The following is a 16,638-nucleotide window of genomic DNA, read 5'->3' as shown; positions in this document are numbered from 1 at the left end:
TCCCTGGCTCCAAGATCGCCACAATAAATCGTGGCTGTCACCCTTATTTTAGGGCTGGAGCAACACCTTCAACGCCCCGCGCTCTGCCGCTTTCCGAAATGCTTCTTTTCCTTTCTTCAGCGGGAACACCTCTGTAATCAACGAGCGAACATCGACCTTTTTCTGAGCAAGCGCTTCGAGCGCCGGCTCGAATGGCCCGCAGCGGGAACCAACCACGGTGACCTCGTCGATGACCATTTTCGCCAGATCCACTTTGGGGCGGCCGGCGCAGGTAGTCTTCAGGACGATGGTCCCTTGGGGGCGGACCAGTTGTTGGGCGAGGTCGAAGCCTTTCGGGGAGCCGGTGGCGTCAATCACGATGTCGGAGAGATGCTGGAGCGGGATGGTTTGGTCAGGGGAAAGAGATTGGATGCCCCACTGCTCTAGGAGTTCTCTTCGTTCTGTGTGTCGTCCGAGGACGACCAACCTGCAGCGCCCCTTCAAGACTTGTGCAATCAGAAGACCAAGCTTGCCGTCGCCGAGCAGCGTGACGCGGTCTTCGGGACGGATCGAGAGTTGCTCGGTGATTCGGAAAGCGGCGGCGAGCGGTTCGGCGAAAACCGCTTCTTCGTCGGTGAGATTTTCCGGAACAAGATGGAGGTTTTGGATCGGCAGGGAGAGCTGCTCGGCAAAGCTGCCGTCCCTTCCGAGAATGCCGAGGACCGTCCGCTGATTGCAGTGGTTTCGCATTCCTCGGGCGCAGAAACAGCATTCGCCGCAGGCGGCGTTGATCTCGCCGACGACCCGCTTCCCGATCCAGATCGGATCGGGGGCCGATTCAACGACGCCGACAAACTCATGCCCCAAGACGCCGTGGAACCCCATATACCCTTTTGCAATTTCCAAGTCGGTGCTGCAGATGCCGGCCAGAGAGACCTGAATCCGGGCTTCGCCGGGGAGGGCGGGGAGCGGGAGGTTTTTGCGGAAGGTCAGGGCCTTCTTAAATGCGAGTCCCTGCATCGCTCAAAGATAGAGGCCTTGATAGGGGGTATTCTTGTCCGGCTCGCCGCCGGCGCTCTTAATCGTACCGAAGCGCTGCTCATACCGCTGGATGTTCTCTTGAAGCGCGGCGAGAAACCGTTTGGCATGGGCGGGGCTGGTAATGATCCGCGCCCGCACCTTGGCTTTCGGCGCTTGGGGCTGGATGTAGATGAAGTCGATGACGAACTCGGTCTCGCTGTGTGTTAAGAGCGCGAGGTTGGTATAGATCCCTTGCGCGACGGCGTCGTCAATTTCAACCTGGACCTGCACGGGGGGCTGGGTGGGTTGTCCGTTCGACATGAAAACGTCCTTATGAAAGATTGAAGGTGATTAATCGAAGAGGGCTGGCCGGGCCAGCTCTTCTTTGGGAAGAGCGACCTTCGGCTCTGCAGCTTCATGATCAATCGTGATCAGCCGGTCGCCGAACCGATCGAGTTTCTTCGAGGCTTCCTCATACCGGCCGCGTGTGTTCGAGAGGTGCTTTCCGATGACGTCGAAATCTTCCTTGAACTTGAAGAAGTCTCCCGACAGCCGCTGGAGCCGCTGGTGAATCTCCTGCGCCGATTTCTCGATCCGCAGTCCCCGGAAGCCGAGGACGATCGCCTGCAGATAGGCATAAAATGAATTGGGGGAGACCGGGATCACCCGCTTCGTGAGGGCATAGCTGCAAAGGCTTTTCTCGTCTCCAAACGCCTCATCCTTGATGATCGTCTCATAGTAGACATTTTCGGCGGGGATATACATCAGCGCGAAGTCGTAGGTTCCCTCATCCGGCAAGATATACTTTCCGGCAATCGAGTCAATATGCTTTTTCACGTCGGTGAGAAAGCGCTTTCGGTGGCTCTTCTTCTCTTCCTCCACGCTTGTCTCGATCATCTTCTTAAAATTTTCAAGGGGGAACTTGGAGTCCACGGAGACCAGCGCCGGGCCGAGGATGATGACCGCGTCGACCGCTTCGTTGCTCTTGAATCGGTGTTGCAGAATGAAATGGGTCGGCGGAAGAACCTGCGAGAGCAATTCGCCGAGGAAGAGCTCGCCGAGGCTGCCGCGCAGCTTGGGGGCCCGGAGAATCTCTTGGAGCGAGGAGATATTTTTCCCGACCTCATACACCTGCTGCGTCGCCTTCGTGAGCTCTCCGAGATTTTGTTTGACCTCTCCGACGACGCGCGCGGCGTTATCGAGACGGGAGCCGATCTGGCCCGTTGCGGAGGTGAGCTGCTGATTGACCGATTGAAGCTGGTTGTTGACCTGGGTGGTGATCTGTGAGAGCTGCTGCTGCACCAGGCCGGTGTTGGCGGCGAGCGCTTCGGAGAGTTGCTGGCGGAGTTGGTCGACCTGCTGCTGCATCAGGAACAGCCCGCCGTCTTGTGAAGGGGCTTTGAACGAGCGGGCAATCAGAACGAGCAGAAGGACGACCACAATTCCAAGCAGAGCGAGAAGTGCCATTTCCATGGGGCTGCTCCTAACCGGTATGCCGATAATTAGTACCGGATCTAGGAGGTGAAGTCAAACAAAATGTAGATCGCGCCGTCTTCCGTTTATTTAATGTCCGCTTCTTTACAACCGAATCCCCCTGTGTTAATTTTCTTTTCAAAAAACCCCTTTTATCGGATGACGACGTGAAAAAAAAGATCCTCATTTGGGCCCACCGGGGTGCATCGGGGCATGCGCCGGAGAACACCCTCGCTTCGTTTGAAAAGGCGATGGCGATGGGGGCGGACGGAATCGAGTGTGATCTGCGGGAGAGCCGGGAAGGAGAGTTGGTCGTTTTTCACGATCCGACGATCAAACGGTTAACGCGACAGGCTGGCCGGGTCGTCGATCTGTCGCTTTCCGAGTTGAAGCAATTGGATATCGGAACGTGGTTTGCCCCCGACTTCGCCGGACAGACGGTCGTCACCGCGAAGGAGCTGATTGCCAAGATCCCCCCTCCTTTTCTCCTGAACCTTGAAATCAAGGCGGCGGCGCCTCAGAAAATCGTCGATTTGGTTCGAGGGACGGGGATGGCCGACCGGGTGGTTGTCTCGTCGTTTGACCATACCCTCCTCAAGAAACTCCGTACGCTTCACCCCACCCTTCCGATCGGCTACTTGATCGACCGCGAACCCTTAAAGAAGATCTTGCAGGAGGCGCGGCGACTTGAAGCGGTCTCCCTCCATCTTCCTTCCAAGCGTATGAGCCCGGAGCTGATCGAGCAGGCGCACCAGGCGGGATTCAAGGTTTATGTTTACACGGTAAACGACCCCGATCAAATGAGATATTTCATAGAGATCGGAATCGATGGTCTGTTTACGAACTATCCCGATCGGTTAGCCGGCTTACTAAGTAAAACAATGGGTATTCCGGAGCCCTCTTCCTAAAATCTTACTTGCGGATCGGCTTCTCGCGGTGTTATCATCAAGCATTGTCTTTGGAGAATGTGACGTTGTCCAAGGCCTCTGAGCCTCCATCCCTCTCGTCCCGAGAGGAGCCAATTAAAAAGGGCCACTCAATTCGGGGTACCCTCGTTCAAGAGGGGCTCTTTCGGCCGGAAGGAACGTCGGCAGCCGGAAACGACCTCTGGCGGATCGCCAGTGAGCCCTATTGGATCTCAAAAGAGGAGTTGGTCTTTCTAGAAACACTCGGAAACCAGCTCCTTTCTTTTTATCAGGCGGCAAATCGACTCTACCTCGACAGTGTGCATGGTCGCGCCCCGCAGTGGGTGGCCGGCTATCTGGACCAGGGAAAGCCGGAAGCGGTGGTCGAATATGGCCGGATGAATCGATTTAAGCAAGATCTTCCGGGGATTATCCGGCCCGACCTCATTCCGACCGACGAAGGGATGATTGCCACTGAACTGGACGCCGTTCCGGGCGGGATCGGCCTCCTGGGGGGGCTCTCCGCGGCCTACGCGGCCCAGGGAGAGAGCCCGGTCGGATTAAGCGATGGGATGATTGCCGGTTTCGAGCGGATGATCCGCTCCCAGTCGGCGGCAGAGAACCCCTTGCTGGCGATCGCCGTCTCCGATGAATCCAAAGATTACCGGCCGGAAATGGAGTGGCTGGGGCGGGCGCTCAACCGGCGGGGCCTCCGGACGCGGGTCCTCCATCCAAGAGATATTTATTTTACCGAGGAGGGGCTCTGGCTGGGAGAAGCGGGGGGGCGGGCGCGGATCGATCTTCTCTATCGCTTTTTCGAGCTGTTTGATCTAAAGAACATCCCAAAATCGGAGCTGATCTTCTACTCCGCCAAGAAGAAGCAGGTTATTCTGACCCCGCCGCCCAAGGCCTTCCTGGAGGAAAAAAGTCTCTTCGCCCTTTTCCACCATCCTGTCCTAAAGGAGTTTTGGCTCCGGCAGCTCGGAGAGGCGACGACGGCCCAGCTCCAGCGGATTTTTCCGAAAACCTGGATCGTCGATCCGCGGGAGGTTCCTCCCCACGCGGTGATTCCCGATCTGACCTTGGACGGACGGCCGGTCACCGACTTTAGGCAGTTGGGGGGAGCGACGCAAAAGGAACGGCAGCTCATTCTCAAACCGTCCGGTTTCTCAGAGCTGGCTTGGGGAAGCCGAGGGGTGATCGCCGGCCACGATCATCCGGAGGAGGAGTGGAAAGCAGCCATCGAGCACGCGCTGCAGCGTTTTTCAACGACCCCCTACATCCTTCAAAAGTTCCGCAAGGGGAAGAAAGTGACTGTCTCTTACTATGATTTTGAGGGGGAGCAAACGGTCACGATGGAGGGGCGCGCGCGGCTTTCTCCCTATTATTTCGTCGATGGAAAAGAAGCGCGGCTGGGCGGAATTCTCGCGACCGTCGTCTCGACTGAAAAGAAGTTAATTCATGGAATGGTCGATGCTGTCATGGCCCCCTGTGCTGTTGCGCATTAGCCGGACGGTCTAGAACAATCAAATGAAACGAATGGGAAGATGAAGCTTTATAATTTGGAATCGTGTCCTTACTGCAAAATGGTGAGAGATAAGTTAGAAGATCTTGAACTGGAATATGAAAAGGTCGAGGTTCCATCCCATCGGTCTAGTCGGAAAGAGGTCTTCGAGGTATCGGGCCAATATTTGGTCCCGGTGCTGGTCGACCAGGGAGTCATTCTGGATGATGAAGATGAGATTATCGCTTACCTCGACGAGAAGTACGGACAGCGGTCCTGACGAGGGACCGGTCTTCCTGATTCGATGATGAAAGGGAGTGAGTGCTGTGGAACAGTGGCAGAAAGATATCAAAGAAAGCATCGATGATGTTGAAACATTAGAGAAAGTGTTGGGCGTTCCCGCGGAAGAGGTCCGTCAAGTGGTCGAGCAATATCCGATGCGGATCACCCCGCACGTTTTTAAATTGATCCGAGAGAAGGGGGATTCGATCTGGAAGCAGGTCGTCCCGACCGCCGAGGAAGATCACCCCGACGCCGCCTGCGACTCCGAAGATCCGCTGCATGAGGAGAAAGACAGCCCGGTGCCGAACCTGGTCCATCGTTACCCCGATCGGGTGTTGCTGGTGATCACAAACCAGTGCCCGATCTACTGCCGGTTTTGCACCCGAAAGCGCTTCGTCGGATCGCCCGGGACGATTACCCCGGAGAATTTAAAGCAGGTGGTCGATTATATCTCGGCCCACACGGAGATCCGCGACATTATCCTCTCCGGCGGCGATCCGCTGATGGTCGTCGACCTGCTCCTGGAGCGGGTGTTAAAGGCGCTCCGCGCAATTCCGCACCTGGAGATCATCCGGATCGGCAGCCGCGTGCCGGGAACCCTTCCCTCCCGGATCACCGAGAACCTCTGCAACATGCTCAAGAAGTACCACCCGCTCTATATGAATTTGCACTTCAATCACCCCGATGAGATTACCCCCGAGGTGGCCAAGGCGTGCGGGATGCTTGCCGATGCGGGGATCCCGCTCGGAAGCCAGACCGTCCTGCTCGACGGGGTGAACGACGATCCGGAGGTGATGAAGCGGCTGATGCAGAAGCTCCTTGCGATTCGGGTGAAGCCGTATTACATCTACCAGGCCGATCTGGTCAAAGGAACCCACCATTTCCGGACCCGGGTTGAAAAGGGATTGAAGATCATCTCCGCCCTGCGCGGTCATACCTCCGGCATGGCGGTGCCCCACTACGTCATTGACGCCCCCGGCGGCGGCGGAAAGGTCGCGATCCTACCGCAGGACACCCTCCTCTACCTTGACGACGACCAGGCCATTGTAAAGAACTACGAGGAGAAGACCTTTAACTACCCGCAGCCGAACGCCCCGAAAGAGGTCGGGAAAAATGCCGCCTCGTTTTGGGTTGTTCCGCACGACACCGATTAGGGTTTTCATTGAAAGAATCTCCGTTTTATGGTAGCGTATCGCCATTCCCAAATAGCAGAAAAATGTCCTTAATCGGAGGGTTGGCATGATCAAGAGCGATCGGTGGATTCGGCGGATGGCGAAAGAGCACGGGATGATTCAGCCCTACGAGGAAAAACAGGTTCGGGCCGGTGGAATCTCCTACGGTGTTTCCTCCTACGGATACGACATTCGGATCGCCAATGAATTTAAGATTTTCACCAATATCAACAACACGATCGTCGATCCGAAGCAGTTTGACACGAAGTCGTTTGTCGACTTCAAGGGGGATGTCTGCGTCATCCCGCCGAACTCCTTCGCGTTGGGGAAGAGCGTCGAGTTCTTCCGCATTCCGCGAAACGTCATGACCATCTGTGTGGGGAAATCGACCTACGCCCGCTGCGGCATCATCACCAATGTCACGCCGTTCGAGCCGGAATGGGAAGGGTTCGTCACACTGGAGATCTCCAACACCACGCCGCTGCCGGCGAAGATTTATGCGAATGAAGGGATTGCCCAGGTCCTCTTCTTCGAATCGGACGAGCCGTGCGAGATTTCCTATGCCGACAAGAAGGGGAAGTACCAATCCCAGGTAGGGATCACACTTCCCAAGATTTAACCTCTCTAGTATAGGTGCCTCTGATGGGAAACATGAGAAAAAGACCCTATGCGACCGATTTAAGGACCCTGGAGCGGGAGACCGAGGTCGCATTCTATAAGAGCAGCGGTCCAGGCGGCCAAAAGAAGAACAAGACGGAGAGTTCCGTCCGCCTGCACCACACCCCCTCCGGCCTCATCATCATCGCGACCGAGCAGCGCTCCCAGGCTCAAAATCGCGTCTTGGCCTTCCGGCGTCTACAACGAAAACTGGTCGACTTAAATCGCGTTCCGAAGCCGAGGATCAAGATGCAGATTTCTCAAGAATCGAAGGCGCGGATGGTCGAGGCCAAGAAAAAGCTCGCCGAGAAGAAACGCCTTCGACAAGCCAACGAGCCCCTCGCTGAAATGATGTAAGCCACACGGAAACTGTCTTTAGAGCGTGATCCCTTGCAAGAGAGCGGATTTTTGTGACTGGGTGTGTGATGGACGGTCAGGGAGGATAGGGAAGCGGGTTCCGGGGGGCGAGGACCGGGTGCGATTGATCCAGAAGGTTTTTCCCGCACCCCCCGCAAAGCGCAGTTCCCGTTTTATTGGCCGATCCGCAGTGGGGACAGTGAAGCGCCATCGGAAACCGGCATTTCCAGCAAAACGAGCGATGATTTCCATTCCGGACCTTGCATGCGGGACATTCCATACCAAAACTGTATCACGCACGTGGTGTTCGTCAAGGCGCCCGATCCGGCAGACTTCTCCATCGCCTCTCTATTATATTGAAGTAAATCCGAAATAAATTTCAGCGTCACCTATCCTGTTTGCCGCAGCCTGAAAAGACTATTTTCCTTCCAGTTCCCTTAGCCGGGTCTCGGCCTGCTTGGCGGTCTCGGTGTTCGGATATTCCTTCACGATCTGCTCATAAAGCTGGCGGGCATGTTTGAAGTTCCGCTGTTGTTCTTCAAACTGTGCGGTGCCGTAAAGCTCTTTGCTCTTCGCTTCCGGGTTGCCGCATCCGAAGAGCAGCAAGAACAAGCAAAGAGAAAAGATCCGACCGAATCGACTGTTCCACCCGTCCATTTGTCACTCCATCAGCAATCCGATCTGTTCGATTTCTCCTCCCGTCTCCGGCGCTTCCAGTGTCAGCAGGCGGCCCGATGTCAGCGTCCGCTCCACCTGCCGGGCGGTCTCCCGTTGGAGCTTCTCGGAAATCCAGATCTCCCGGCCGTCGCGCGATCCGACAAAGGTGCCGCCGTGGAATACAACCGCGTTGGAAGGCTGGGCGGTCACCCGCCGGCCGCTCGTGAGAATCCCGATCAGATTCAACGGATCGACCGCCGAGAGGAAGACCATCTGCGGCTCCGGTGGATTCTGCCGAAGGTGGCGGAGCGATTCGACCGCCTCCGGCAGACCATACTGTTCGCCGCCGACATCGAGGACGAATCGGCCGCCGCGGAGCTCTCCACGCTGCTCCAACCGTCTTAAAATCGGGAGAAGTATATACCAGGCCGGCGCTCCCTCCTCACGGCCGAGCAGGTCTCTGAAAAGAATGCCGTACCGCTGGAGAAGCTGCCAGGCCCACGCCTCGGTCTGTTCTTCTATTTCATAGGGCCCGTGCGGATGAGAGGGAGAAGGATCCTCCGATGCCTCCACACCCCGCGCTCGCGCCGGCAAAGCCGGTCGCTCGCTTTCATTTTTCGGAATATCGGGGAGGAGGGTCCAGCGACCGCTCCCGCGCGGGCGAGGGGCGCGCTTCCAGCCGCGGCGTCGGCGGGACGCGCCGGCTTGCTCCGTCCGCTTCGGATCGGTGAGCGATCGGATTGCCGAGAAGCCATCCCCGGTCACCAGCCCGACCGCGACCAGCTCCCAGAGGGCGTCGTTGATTTGCGCCGGCAGAAGACGGGTTGCGGAGAGGAGGTCGGAGACAAACGAGGCCCCCTGCCGACGAAGCACTTCGAGGAGGGTCTTCGCATTCTCGCTCAGGAAGGGGAGTTCGTTGGGAATAGATCGAAGCCACCCCAAATCTTCCCGCGCCATCAGCGAGATGGGAAGGTTGCGCGTCGCCTGTTTGGGTCGGCCCGGCTCGTCCCCGTTGCTTTTCTTCGCAGCAGGCGGAGTCAGTCGTCCCCAGGCGACCTCGCCGTTTAAGCAGAGCTCATCGAGCCAGATCGGATTATAGCGGGCAATCCGGGCGGGGAGGATGACCCGCTCCCAGGCGACAGCCGGAATCTCAAATCCTTGCAGCTGTTCGATGATCGAGAAGAGCCCCTCGCGGCCGTGCAGCTGCGCACCGGGGAGAACCCGATGCCATTGCAGGAGAAATTGAACGAAGGTCTCGACCGGGGCCGGTTCGATCTGACGCCGCAGCCGGTCGAGCGTCAGCCGGTGAATCCTCGCCAGGAGCCTTCGCGCGCACCATTCTATTATAGGTGGGGGCCCGTCCGGAGAAGAAGGAGAAAGGTCCTCCGAGACATCCAGTGTTCCACCCTGTGCCCCCACGCCCCGCGCTCGGACCGGCAGAGCCGGATCCTCGCTTTCTGGTTCCTCCGGAGTAAATCTTCCGCGTAGGACAAAACCTTCGGCTTCCAACGCACCAAGGGCCGATTCGACATAATGCGGATCGATCCCTAAATCAGCGGAGAGGTGTCGGAGGGTTGTCGGGCCGACGACTTCGAGGCGGCCGCGGACCAGCGCCACCCAGCCTTCGGAGGCCGACCAATCTTGGCGAATCCCCTCCGGGATCGCCGGTGTTGACTGGGGAATGAGGTCGGGCCGGGCGGCGTGAACCATCGGCCACTGTTCGACGGCGGTCCAGAAAGTCCGACCTTCCGAATCGCGGGCTTCGACGACGCGGCCGGCCAGCCGGAGGGTGTGGAAAAAGGGAGCCCAAGCCTCCCCCTCGGCGGCGGGGAGCATCCCTATCAGCAACAGCGCATCGTGCAACTCATCGGCGTCGCGGACGAGCGGCCAGGCCTCTTTCCGGACCTGCTCGATGGCGAGCGGATCGAGCCGGCCGATGTCGCGGACCGACTCGACGGTCAGCGTCCGCCGCGTCGCCACCGCCCGCGCCCGCCGCTCTTCCAGGGGCGCATCGTCGAGGAAAGCATAGGGGCTCGCGTTCAAGATCTGATAGGCAAAGGGGGTCGGCTCGCGGGTGTCGGCGGCGGTGATTTCGATCTCTCCCCGCTCGATCGATCTCAGCAGGTCAAGCCAGCCGTCGAGGTCCATCGCTTCGTGCAGACAATCGAGGATTGTCTGTTCGACCAAGGGATGATCAGGCACCGGGATATCCTCTCCCGGTAGGTTCTCGCGGCAAGCCATCTGCTGCGGGAAGACCGAGCAGAGAAGGTCGTCCGATTTCATCCGCTGGAGCGCCGGCGGAACCCGCTTGCCGTTTCGCTGCCGGAGGATCGCGAGCGCCCGGTTGGCATTCCAACGCCACCGGGTGTTGAACATCGGCGCGGCGAGGAGCGCCTGGACCAAGATCTCCTTCCCAGCGTCGGAGCGAAGCATCTTGGCGACCTGCTCGAGCGGAAAACTCTGCTGCGGCCCAAGCGAGAGGACGATCCCATTGTCGTCGGCGCTCGCTTGTAGCTCGAAATCAAACGTCCGGCAGAAACGCTTTCGGAGGGCGAGCCCCCAGGCCCGGTTGATCCGTCCGCCGAACGGCGAGTGGATGACGAGCTGCATCCCGCCCGACTCATCGAAAAAGCGCTCAAAAAGGAGATGCCGTTGGGTCGGGAGCAGGCCGATCGCTGCTTTCTGTGCCGCGGCATAGTGGACCATTTGGCGCGCGCCGAATTCATCGAGCGCCGCCTCTTCCATCAACCAGGTGGCCGCCTCGTCCGGCCGGTCGACCCGATCGGAGAGCTCGTCCCGCAGATCGGAGAGCTCGGCGGAGAGCTCCATCGTCCGGGCCGGCGCTTCCCCCCGCCAAAACGGAATCGTCGGCGGTGCGCCGTGCGCATCGGTGACGAGCACATCGCCGCCGCGAACATGAATGACCCGCCACGAGGTATTCCCCAGCAGAAAGACATCGCCCGAGAGGCTCTCGACGGCGAAGTCCTCATCGACCGATCAGACGACGACCTTCTCCGGCTCCGCCACGACTCGATAGTCAGCCAACTCCGGGATGGCGCCGCCGGAGGTGATCGCCGCCAGTCGCGCCCCGCGCCGCGCTTTGATCTTTTTGTTCACTCGATCGTGATGGAGGTAAGCGCCGCTTCGGCCGAGGCGGGTGGCGAATCCCTCGCTCAACATCAGGACCACCTCGTCGAACTTCTCCCGCGTGAGGTGATGATACGGCCAGGCGCCGTGGCTCAACTCGAAGAGGGTTTTCTCGTCCATCTCCCGGTCAGCGGTTTCTGCGACGATCTGCTGCGCCAAGATATCGACCGGCGCCTCCGGCGGGTGAATCCGGTCGAGCCGGCCGTGGCGGATCGCCCGGATCAGCGCCGCGCACTCGATCAGCTCGTCGCGCGTCAGCGCGAAGAGGCGTCCTTTGGGGGTCAACCCGAGCGCATGTCCCGAGCGGCCGACCCGCTGTAGGAAAGTTGCGATCGACCGGGGGGAGCCGACCTGCACGACGAGGTCGATGAAGCCGATGTCGATCCCGAGCTCCAACGACGCCGTCGCCACAACCGCTTTCAGCTCTCCCGCTTTCAGCCGTTGCTCGGCGCGCAACCGGATTTTCTTGGAGAGGCTGCCATGGTGTGCGGAGACGGCGTTTTCACCGAGGAGGTCGGTGAGATTGTGGGTGATCCGCTCGGCGAGCCGGCGGGTGTTGACGAAGACGAGGGTGCTTCGATGCTGCTGAATGATCTCGGCGAGCCGATGATAGACCTCGGCCCACTGCTCGTTGGAGCAGACGGCGGAGAGCTCGCTCGGCGGCACCTCGACGGCGAGGTCGAGATTGCGTTGGTGCCCGACGTCGACGATCGCGCAGCGGGGCGTTCCATCGGGGTCAACCCGTCTGGTCCCGACCAAAAACCGGGCGATCTCGTCCATCGGCCGCTGGGTGGCGGACAGTCCGATCCGGACCGGCCGTTTGTTGCAGAGCGCCTCGAGCCGCTCGAGCGAAAGGGCGAGGTGCGATCCCCGCTTGTCGCGCGCGACGGCGTGGATCTCATCGACGATGACCGTCTCAACGGTCCGCAAAATCTCTCGGCTCTTCTGTGCGGTGAGGAGGAGGTAGAGCGACTCCGGCGTCGTCACCAGAATGTGCGGCGGTTTTCGGAGCATCGCCTGCCGCTCCGACGAGGGGGTATCGCCGGTCCGGACGACCGCCCGGATCTGCGGCAGCTTGGTCCACTGCTGAACGGCGCGCTTTTGGATCTCTTCAAGCGGGGTCTCAAGGTTCCGCTGGATGTCGCTGCTCAGCGCCTTGAGGGGCGAAACATAGATGACCTTCACCTCATTCGCCAGCCGCCCCGCGATGCCCTCTCGGACCAGCCGATCGATGGCGCAGAGAAATGCCGCAAGCGTCTTACCGGACCCGGTCGGCGCCGCAATCAGGGTGTCTTCGCCGGCGAGAATATGCGGCCACCCGAGTTTTTGCGGCTCGGTCGGCTCGCCAAATTTCTCTCTGAACCAGCTTGAAATGATCGGATGAAGATGGGCTAAAGGCATAGGCAATTATTATACTCTGTAGAGAAAGATTGTAAAAGAGGGGAAATTTCGGCAGAATAATATGAATCGATCTTAAGCAAAGCTGGAGGCCCCATGAATCCAAGCGCACTTCCCCGGCGTCCCGGTCCACGACCGCGCACCACAGACACCCATCCACACTCCCAGGTCGATCAACATCCTCCCACACCCATCGTTGACAGTCTCTGTACGCGCCTTTTCACATTGCCTGGCGTCGTCGAGGGGCCATCCATGGTCTCGGTTCCAGGCGCCCGCGCGCTCTGGCTCCGTCCGGAGGAGGCGCGCGGGCCGCGCGAGGCGTTTATGGTCTCGACGGAGTTCGCCCACGTCCATCCGTTGCCGGACGGCAGCCTCCACCTGGCGCTTCCGCCCGACCTGGCCGACGAGGTGATCCGGCAAGGGTGGGGAGAACAGCACCCGATCGCAAAACAGGGGCTGATCCCGGCGAATGTCTGCATGGTCTATGCGCCGAGGGACGAGGATGAAATCGAGGTCTTGGCCGGGTTGGTTGAATCAACGCTCCATTTTGCGAGGGGAAAGTAAATGATTAGAATCGCAACGTCAGATGGAGAGATTGCGGCCTGCTATCCGGTGATGCGTGAGTTACGGCCGCATGTCGGTGAGGATGTTTTTCTCGCACGGGTCAGGGCGCAGGAGTGGTCGGGGTATCGGCTTGCTTATATTGAGAAAGGGGACGACCCCGTCGCTGTGGCGGGGTTTCGGTTTTCGGAGAATCTTGCCTATGGACGGTTTCTTTATGTCGATGATCTCGTCACCCGATCAACCGACCGCTCTCACGGATACGGAGCGACGCTTCTCTCCTGGCTCGTTGCGTTGGCGGAGAAGGAGGGCTGCGCGCAGCTCCACCTTGATTCCGGGGTGCAAAGAAAGGAGGCCCATCGTTTTTATGAACGAGAGGGGATGGAGCGGAGCAGTTACCATTTCCGCAAAATGATCATCTCCGACCCGCTGGCATAATCTCATCTATTCGCTATAGCTCGCAAACGACTTCGGCGTCTCCCAGAGACGCACCTCGGAGACCGGCAGCTTTTGGGAGATGGCATAATCATAAATCAGCTTCGAGATCGCTTCGGCGGTCGGATTTTCGTCGATGAGGTAGTACCTTTCTTTCCCCGCTTCCAGCGCGGGGATCAGCGGGTCGCGGCGGCAGAGGATCATGTTGTGGTCAAGGTTGTCGTCGATCCAGACCTGGACGACCTGCTTGATCTCCTCGAAGTCGCGGACCATTCCGAGTTCGTTTAGCTTCTCCGCATAGAGCTCGATTTCGACTTTTCCATTGTGGCCGTGGAGATGGCGGCACTTGCCGCTGTAATTTAAAAGACGGTGGCCGTAGCAGAAGTGGATTTCGCGGGTAACCTTATACATCTCTCATCCTTTCAGTATCAAATCGACATCAAAGTCAGGCAATCAACCGTCCGCCGTCGATCACGATCGTCTCACCGGTCATGAAGTCGGTTCCTTCAATTAAAAAAAGAATGGCATTCACGATATCCTGTGGGGAGCCGGTCTTTTTTAGGGGTGTTCCCCGAAAGACTTCTTCTCGTTCCGCCGAATCGAGATCTTCGGGAAGGAGGATTGGGCCGGGCGCGATGGCGTTCACCTCAATCTTCGGGGCGAGGGTCTTTGCCAAGCCTTTTGTTAGGGCGATCACGCCGGCCTTGGAAATACAGTAGGGGAGATAGTCGAGATAGGGGCGAAAGCCGGACCAGTCGGCGAAATTGATGATCTTTCCCCCCTCTGCCTGCATCGCCTTTGCGGCCGCCTGGGCGCAGAAGAAGCTTCCCTTCAAATTGCTGTCGAGCGTGATATCCCACGCCTCCTCGGTCACCTCAAAGAGCGGCGTCTTAAAGAAAACCGCGGCATTGTTGACGAGCACATCAAGGCGGCCGAAAAATGCGACCGTCTCCTGAACGATTCGACGACAGTCGCTCGGCCGGACGAGGTCTCCCTGAACCGGGTGGGCGCGCCCTCCCTGCCGCTCGATCTCCTGCACAACCGACTCGGCCTCTTTTTTAGAGCGATTATAATGGATGGCGACCTGCGCCCCCCGCGCCGCGAGGGCGAGCGCGATCGATCGGCCGACCCGTCGGCCGGCGCCGGTGACCATCGCCGTTTTGCCCTGTAGGTTCATTCGCGCATTGCTCCCCTTCGGTGAATTTCGCTATGATAGTATGCAGGGCGAAAAAGATCAAGGAGGGATCTGCCGGTCCAAGCAGTCTTTCGAATCGACCTTCCGAATCGGTTTTCAATCGGTTTTCATCGGCTGTAAAGTTTTCCGTCGGTATCCGACAGGGTTGTGGCAATTTCGGAATTGATTTGCCCGGGCCAGTTTGTTAGAATCAACTCTCCATAAAGACCAAAATGGTATGAGAGTGAAAAAAGAGAGCGGGAAAACCGGAAAGGTGCTTGTGCTGGTCAGCGGCGGGATCGACAGCGCCGTGCTTGTGTCGGAATTGTCGGGTCAATATGAATCGGTGATCCCCTTTTACATCCGGAACGGATTCACCTGGGAAAAAGTGGAGCTTCATTGGCTCCGGCGGTATCTGAAAAAGATCGCCTCCAAGGCGATCGCCCCGTTGAAGGTGATCGATCTTCCGCTTCGGGATGTTTATCCCTCCCATTGGAGCCTCACCGGAAAAAAGATCCCGAGTTTTGATTCCGAGGACGCGGCGGTCTATCTTCCCGGAAGAAACATCATCCTCCTCGCGAAAGCCGCCGTCTATGCCGCGCTCCAGGGGGTGGAGTTCATCGCCTCGGGCATCCTCAAGGGGAATCCCTTTCCCGACAGCACCCCTCTTTTTTTTAGGACCTTGGAAACGGCCTTGTCGGAGGGGCTTCATTCCCCCCTGACGGTGATCACCCCTTATGCGCAGCTCTCCAAGCGGGAGGTGTTGGAGCGGGGGCGCACCCTTCCCCTTTCACTCACCTTCTCCTGCATCTCTCCGAAGGGCCTTGCGCATTGCGGAAAATGTAACAAGTGTGCGGAGCGGATGCGCGCCTTTCAGGCCGCCGGCCTTTCCGATCCGACAAAATATCGGTCGGTTTCCCGGTTGAAAGGAAAGAGTCATGTCTGATTATGCTGCAACGTTTCCCTCAGAGTCACCCGGCTGGGAGCGCCGAAACCGAAGCTTCCGGAATCGGCTTCGCCGAAAATTAAACGATTACTGGCTCATCCCTCTTCTGCTCTGTTATCTGCAGCTCTCGACCCAATTTATCTATTCCGCGGAGCCCCCTTTGGAGCGGCTCTACAAGGGAAACAAAAACTTCCTTCAAGGAATCCCTGTCTTTTATAAGATTACCACCCAGGCGTTTCCCTACACGCTGATCGGACATTTCTCGGAAATTGCCGATTACGGGCTCTACCAACTCAATCTCTTGCAGGTTCCCCACGACGAGCTGAGGTCGGCGCTGGAAGCCCCGAAGACCGGACAGCAAATCTATGATCGGGTTGCGGCCTCGCGTCAATATCGCCAGAGCGAGCTGGGAGGGATCTTAACCCTTTCGTATCGAGAGGGACGACCGGAAGTCCATCTCTATGAAATACCTTCGTTGAATAGCGCTTATCTCGCTCAACTTCGGGAGATGCGGCAATCGATCCTGCGCTTTGCCGATTTTATCTCTCTCTCGTCGAACCAGGATATCTTTGAGAAGGTCGGTCTGCAGCAGCGGTGGGTGACCGACTTAACCCGCCTGCTCCGAAACGATCGACTTGCGGATAAGGTGAAGATGACCTTGGTCGATAACTTCATCGAAACGTTCGAGGCGCTCTCCGAATCGCGCTTTCTTCTCTCTCCCTATCAATTTAAAGAAGCGCTGGGGAAAGTGCCGTTCGGAGAGCACTTTGTCGCCCTCTTCCACTTCCACAACGGCGTCAACGAGCCCCCCTCCAGCATCGACATCGAGCAGAGCCTTCGGAAGCGGCAGGTCGTGATGACCCTTTCACGGCAGGGATTGGTTCTCTATGATGTTGTAAAACAGGACCTCCAGAGAATCGACATAGACATTGACAAGCGGGTCTCGCTCCAATAAAATAGCAAAATTCGGC

17 protein-coding genes and 1 pseudogene are annotated in these 16,638 nt (G+C 58.3%); 10 read left to right on the top strand and 8 right to left on the bottom strand.

What is annotated here, in order from left to right; genetic code table 11:
• Window positions 1-48 precede the first annotated feature (48 nt).
• Genes HY282_16070 through HY282_16060 form a run of 3 tightly spaced genes read right to left on the bottom strand, consistent with a single transcriptional unit; the run spans window position 49 to window position 2,472 of the window.
• Window positions 49-999: an alcohol dehydrogenase catalytic domain-containing protein gene (locus tag HY282_16070; GenBank protein ID MBI3805267.1), complete on the bottom strand. Its 951-nt coding sequence runs from the start codon at window positions 997-999 to the stop codon at window positions 49-51.
• Window positions 1,000-1,002: 3 nt separating this feature from the next.
• Window positions 1,003-1,320: a DUF3467 domain-containing protein gene (locus HY282_16065; GenBank protein ID MBI3805266.1), complete on the bottom strand. Its 318-nt coding sequence runs from the start codon at window positions 1,318-1,320 to the stop codon at window positions 1,003-1,005.
• A 30-nt stretch (window positions 1,321-1,350) separates the two neighbouring features.
• A complete protein-coding gene (locus HY282_16060; protein ID MBI3805265.1) occupies window positions 1,351-2,472 on the bottom strand; it encodes a DNA recombination protein RmuC in 1,122 nt (373 codons plus the stop codon).
• Window positions 2,473-2,639: 167 nt separating this feature from the next.
• Here HY282_16060 and HY282_16055 point away from each other — a divergent pair, with 167 nt between their 5' ends.
• The 6 genes from HY282_16055 (at window position 2,640) to HY282_16030 (ending at window position 7,349) form a co-directional block, all read left to right on the top strand.
• Window positions 2,640-3,380, top strand: coding sequence for a glycerophosphodiester phosphodiesterase (locus HY282_16055; protein ID MBI3805264.1), 741 nt, complete (start codon window positions 2,640-2,642; stop codon window positions 3,378-3,380).
• 65 nt (window positions 3,381-3,445) lie between these two features.
• Window positions 3,446-4,885: a hypothetical protein gene (locus tag HY282_16050; protein ID MBI3805263.1), complete on the top strand. Its 1,440-nt coding sequence runs from the start codon at window positions 3,446-3,448 to the stop codon at window positions 4,883-4,885.
• A 39-nt stretch (window positions 4,886-4,924) separates the two neighbouring features.
• Window positions 4,925-5,161 (top strand): glutathione S-transferase N-terminal domain-containing protein, encoded by a 237-nt coding sequence (locus HY282_16045; GenBank protein MBI3805262.1) that lies wholly within the window; start codon window positions 4,925-4,927, stop codon window positions 5,159-5,161.
• A gap of 46 nt (window positions 5,162-5,207) precedes the next feature.
• On the top strand, window positions 5,208-6,317 hold the full coding sequence (locus tag HY282_16040) for a KamA family radical SAM protein (protein ID MBI3805261.1): 1,110 nt from the start codon (window positions 5,208-5,210) through the stop codon (window positions 6,315-6,317).
• Between the two features lie 85 nt (window positions 6,318-6,402).
• A complete protein-coding gene (locus tag HY282_16035) occupies window positions 6,403-6,954 on the top strand; it encodes a dCTP deaminase (GenBank protein ID MBI3805260.1) in 552 nt (183 codons plus the stop codon).
• A gap of 23 nt (window positions 6,955-6,977) precedes the next feature.
• A complete protein-coding gene (locus HY282_16030; GenBank protein ID MBI3805259.1) occupies window positions 6,978-7,349 on the top strand; it encodes a peptide chain release factor-like protein in 372 nt (123 codons plus the stop codon).
• 76 nt (window positions 7,350-7,425) lie between these two features.
• Here HY282_16030 and HY282_16025 read toward each other — a convergent pair whose 3' ends face one another.
• The 3 genes and pseudogenes from HY282_16025 to HY282_16015 all read right to left on the bottom strand — a co-directional run bounded on the left by HY282_16025 (window position 7,426) and on the right by HY282_16015 (window position 12,554).
• Entirely contained in the window at window positions 7,426-7,629 is a 204-nt protein-coding gene (locus HY282_16025; GenBank protein MBI3805258.1) for a zinc ribbon domain-containing protein, read from the bottom strand.
• 137 nt (window positions 7,630-7,766) lie between these two features.
• Window positions 7,767-7,976 (bottom strand): hypothetical protein, encoded by a 210-nt coding sequence (locus HY282_16020; protein ID MBI3805257.1) that lies wholly within the window; start codon window positions 7,974-7,976, stop codon window positions 7,767-7,769.
• A gap of 33 nt (window positions 7,977-8,009) precedes the next feature.
• Window positions 8,010-12,554 (bottom strand): annotated as a pseudogene (locus HY282_16015) (DEAD/DEAH box helicase).
• A 93-nt stretch (window positions 12,555-12,647) separates the two neighbouring features.
• On the opposite strand from HY282_16015, the gene HY282_16010 reads away from it, so the two are divergent.
• Together HY282_16010 and HY282_16005 are read left to right on the top strand one after the other, a co-directional pair.
• Complete coding sequence (locus HY282_16010; GenBank protein ID MBI3805256.1) at window positions 12,648-13,115, top strand: phospholipase; 468 nt, start codon at window positions 12,648-12,650, stop codon at window positions 13,113-13,115.
• A complete protein-coding gene (locus HY282_16005) occupies window positions 13,116-13,550 on the top strand; it encodes a GNAT family N-acetyltransferase (protein ID MBI3805255.1) in 435 nt (144 codons plus the stop codon).
• A gap of 6 nt (window positions 13,551-13,556) precedes the next feature.
• Here the strand turns inward: HY282_16005 and HY282_16000 are convergent, their stop codons facing one another.
• Together HY282_16000 and HY282_15995 are read right to left on the bottom strand one after the other, a co-directional pair.
• On the bottom strand, window positions 13,557-13,958 hold the full coding sequence (locus HY282_16000) for a 6-carboxytetrahydropterin synthase (protein MBI3805254.1): 402 nt from the start codon (window positions 13,956-13,958) through the stop codon (window positions 13,557-13,559).
• A gap of 34 nt (window positions 13,959-13,992) precedes the next feature.
• A complete protein-coding gene (locus HY282_15995; protein MBI3805253.1) occupies window positions 13,993-14,724 on the bottom strand; it encodes an SDR family oxidoreductase in 732 nt (243 codons plus the stop codon).
• 241 nt (window positions 14,725-14,965) lie between these two features.
• Here HY282_15995 and HY282_15990 point away from each other — a divergent pair, with 241 nt between their 5' ends.
• Both HY282_15990 and HY282_15985 read left to right on the top strand, forming a co-directional pair.
• Window positions 14,966-15,667 carry a 7-cyano-7-deazaguanine synthase gene (locus HY282_15990; protein MBI3805252.1) on the top strand — a complete coding sequence of 234 codons (702 nt, stop codon included), beginning with the start codon at window positions 14,966-14,968 and terminating at the stop codon, window positions 15,665-15,667.
• Window positions 15,660-16,622 carry a hypothetical protein gene (locus HY282_15985; protein ID MBI3805251.1) on the top strand — a complete coding sequence of 321 codons (963 nt, stop codon included), beginning with the start codon at window positions 15,660-15,662 and terminating at the stop codon, window positions 16,620-16,622. Before HY282_15990 ends, HY282_15985 begins: the two co-directional genes overlap by 8 nt.
• The last annotated feature ends 16 nt before the right edge of the window (window positions 16,623-16,638 follow it).

The organism is Candidatus Manganitrophaceae bacterium (assembly GCA_016200325.1).
Taxonomy (GTDB): domain Bacteria; phylum Nitrospirota; class Nitrospiria; order SBBL01; family Manganitrophaceae; genus Manganitrophus.
This window is presented reverse-complemented; position numbering and strand designations above follow the sequence as displayed.

Coding starts and splice junctions, on each gene's coding strand:
- HY282_16070 (MBI3805267.1), bottom strand. CDS start 999: ATGCAGGGACTCGCATTTAAGAAGGCCCTGACCTTCCGCAAAAACCTC.
- HY282_16065 (MBI3805266.1), bottom strand. CDS start 1,320: ATGTCGAACGGACAACCCACCCAGCCCCCCGTGCAGGTCCAGGTTGAA.
- HY282_16060 (MBI3805265.1), bottom strand. CDS start 2,472: ATGGAAATGGCACTTCTCGCTCTGCTTGGAATTGTGGTCGTCCTTCTG.
- HY282_16045 (MBI3805262.1), top strand. CDS start 4,925: ATGAAGCTTTATAATTTGGAATCGTGTCCTTACTGCAAAATGGTGAGA.
- HY282_16035 (MBI3805260.1), top strand. CDS start 6,403: ATGATCAAGAGCGATCGGTGGATTCGGCGGATGGCGAAAGAGCACGGG.
- HY282_16030 (MBI3805259.1), top strand. CDS start 6,978: ATGGGAAACATGAGAAAAAGACCCTATGCGACCGATTTAAGGACCCTG.
- HY282_16025 (MBI3805258.1), bottom strand. CDS start 7,629: ATGGAATGTCCCGCATGCAAGGTCCGGAATGGAAATCATCGCTCGTTT.
- HY282_16010 (MBI3805256.1), top strand. CDS start 12,648: ATGAATCCAAGCGCACTTCCCCGGCGTCCCGGTCCACGACCGCGCACC.
- HY282_16005 (MBI3805255.1), top strand. CDS start 13,116: ATGATTAGAATCGCAACGTCAGATGGAGAGATTGCGGCCTGCTATCCG.
- HY282_16000 (MBI3805254.1), bottom strand. CDS start 13,958: ATGTATAAGGTTACCCGCGAAATCCACTTCTGCTACGGCCACCGTCTT.
- HY282_15995 (MBI3805253.1), bottom strand. CDS start 14,724: ATGAACCTACAGGGCAAAACGGCGATGGTCACCGGCGCCGGCCGACGG.
- HY282_15985 (MBI3805251.1), top strand. CDS start 15,660: ATGTCTGATTATGCTGCAACGTTTCCCTCAGAGTCACCCGGCTGGGAG.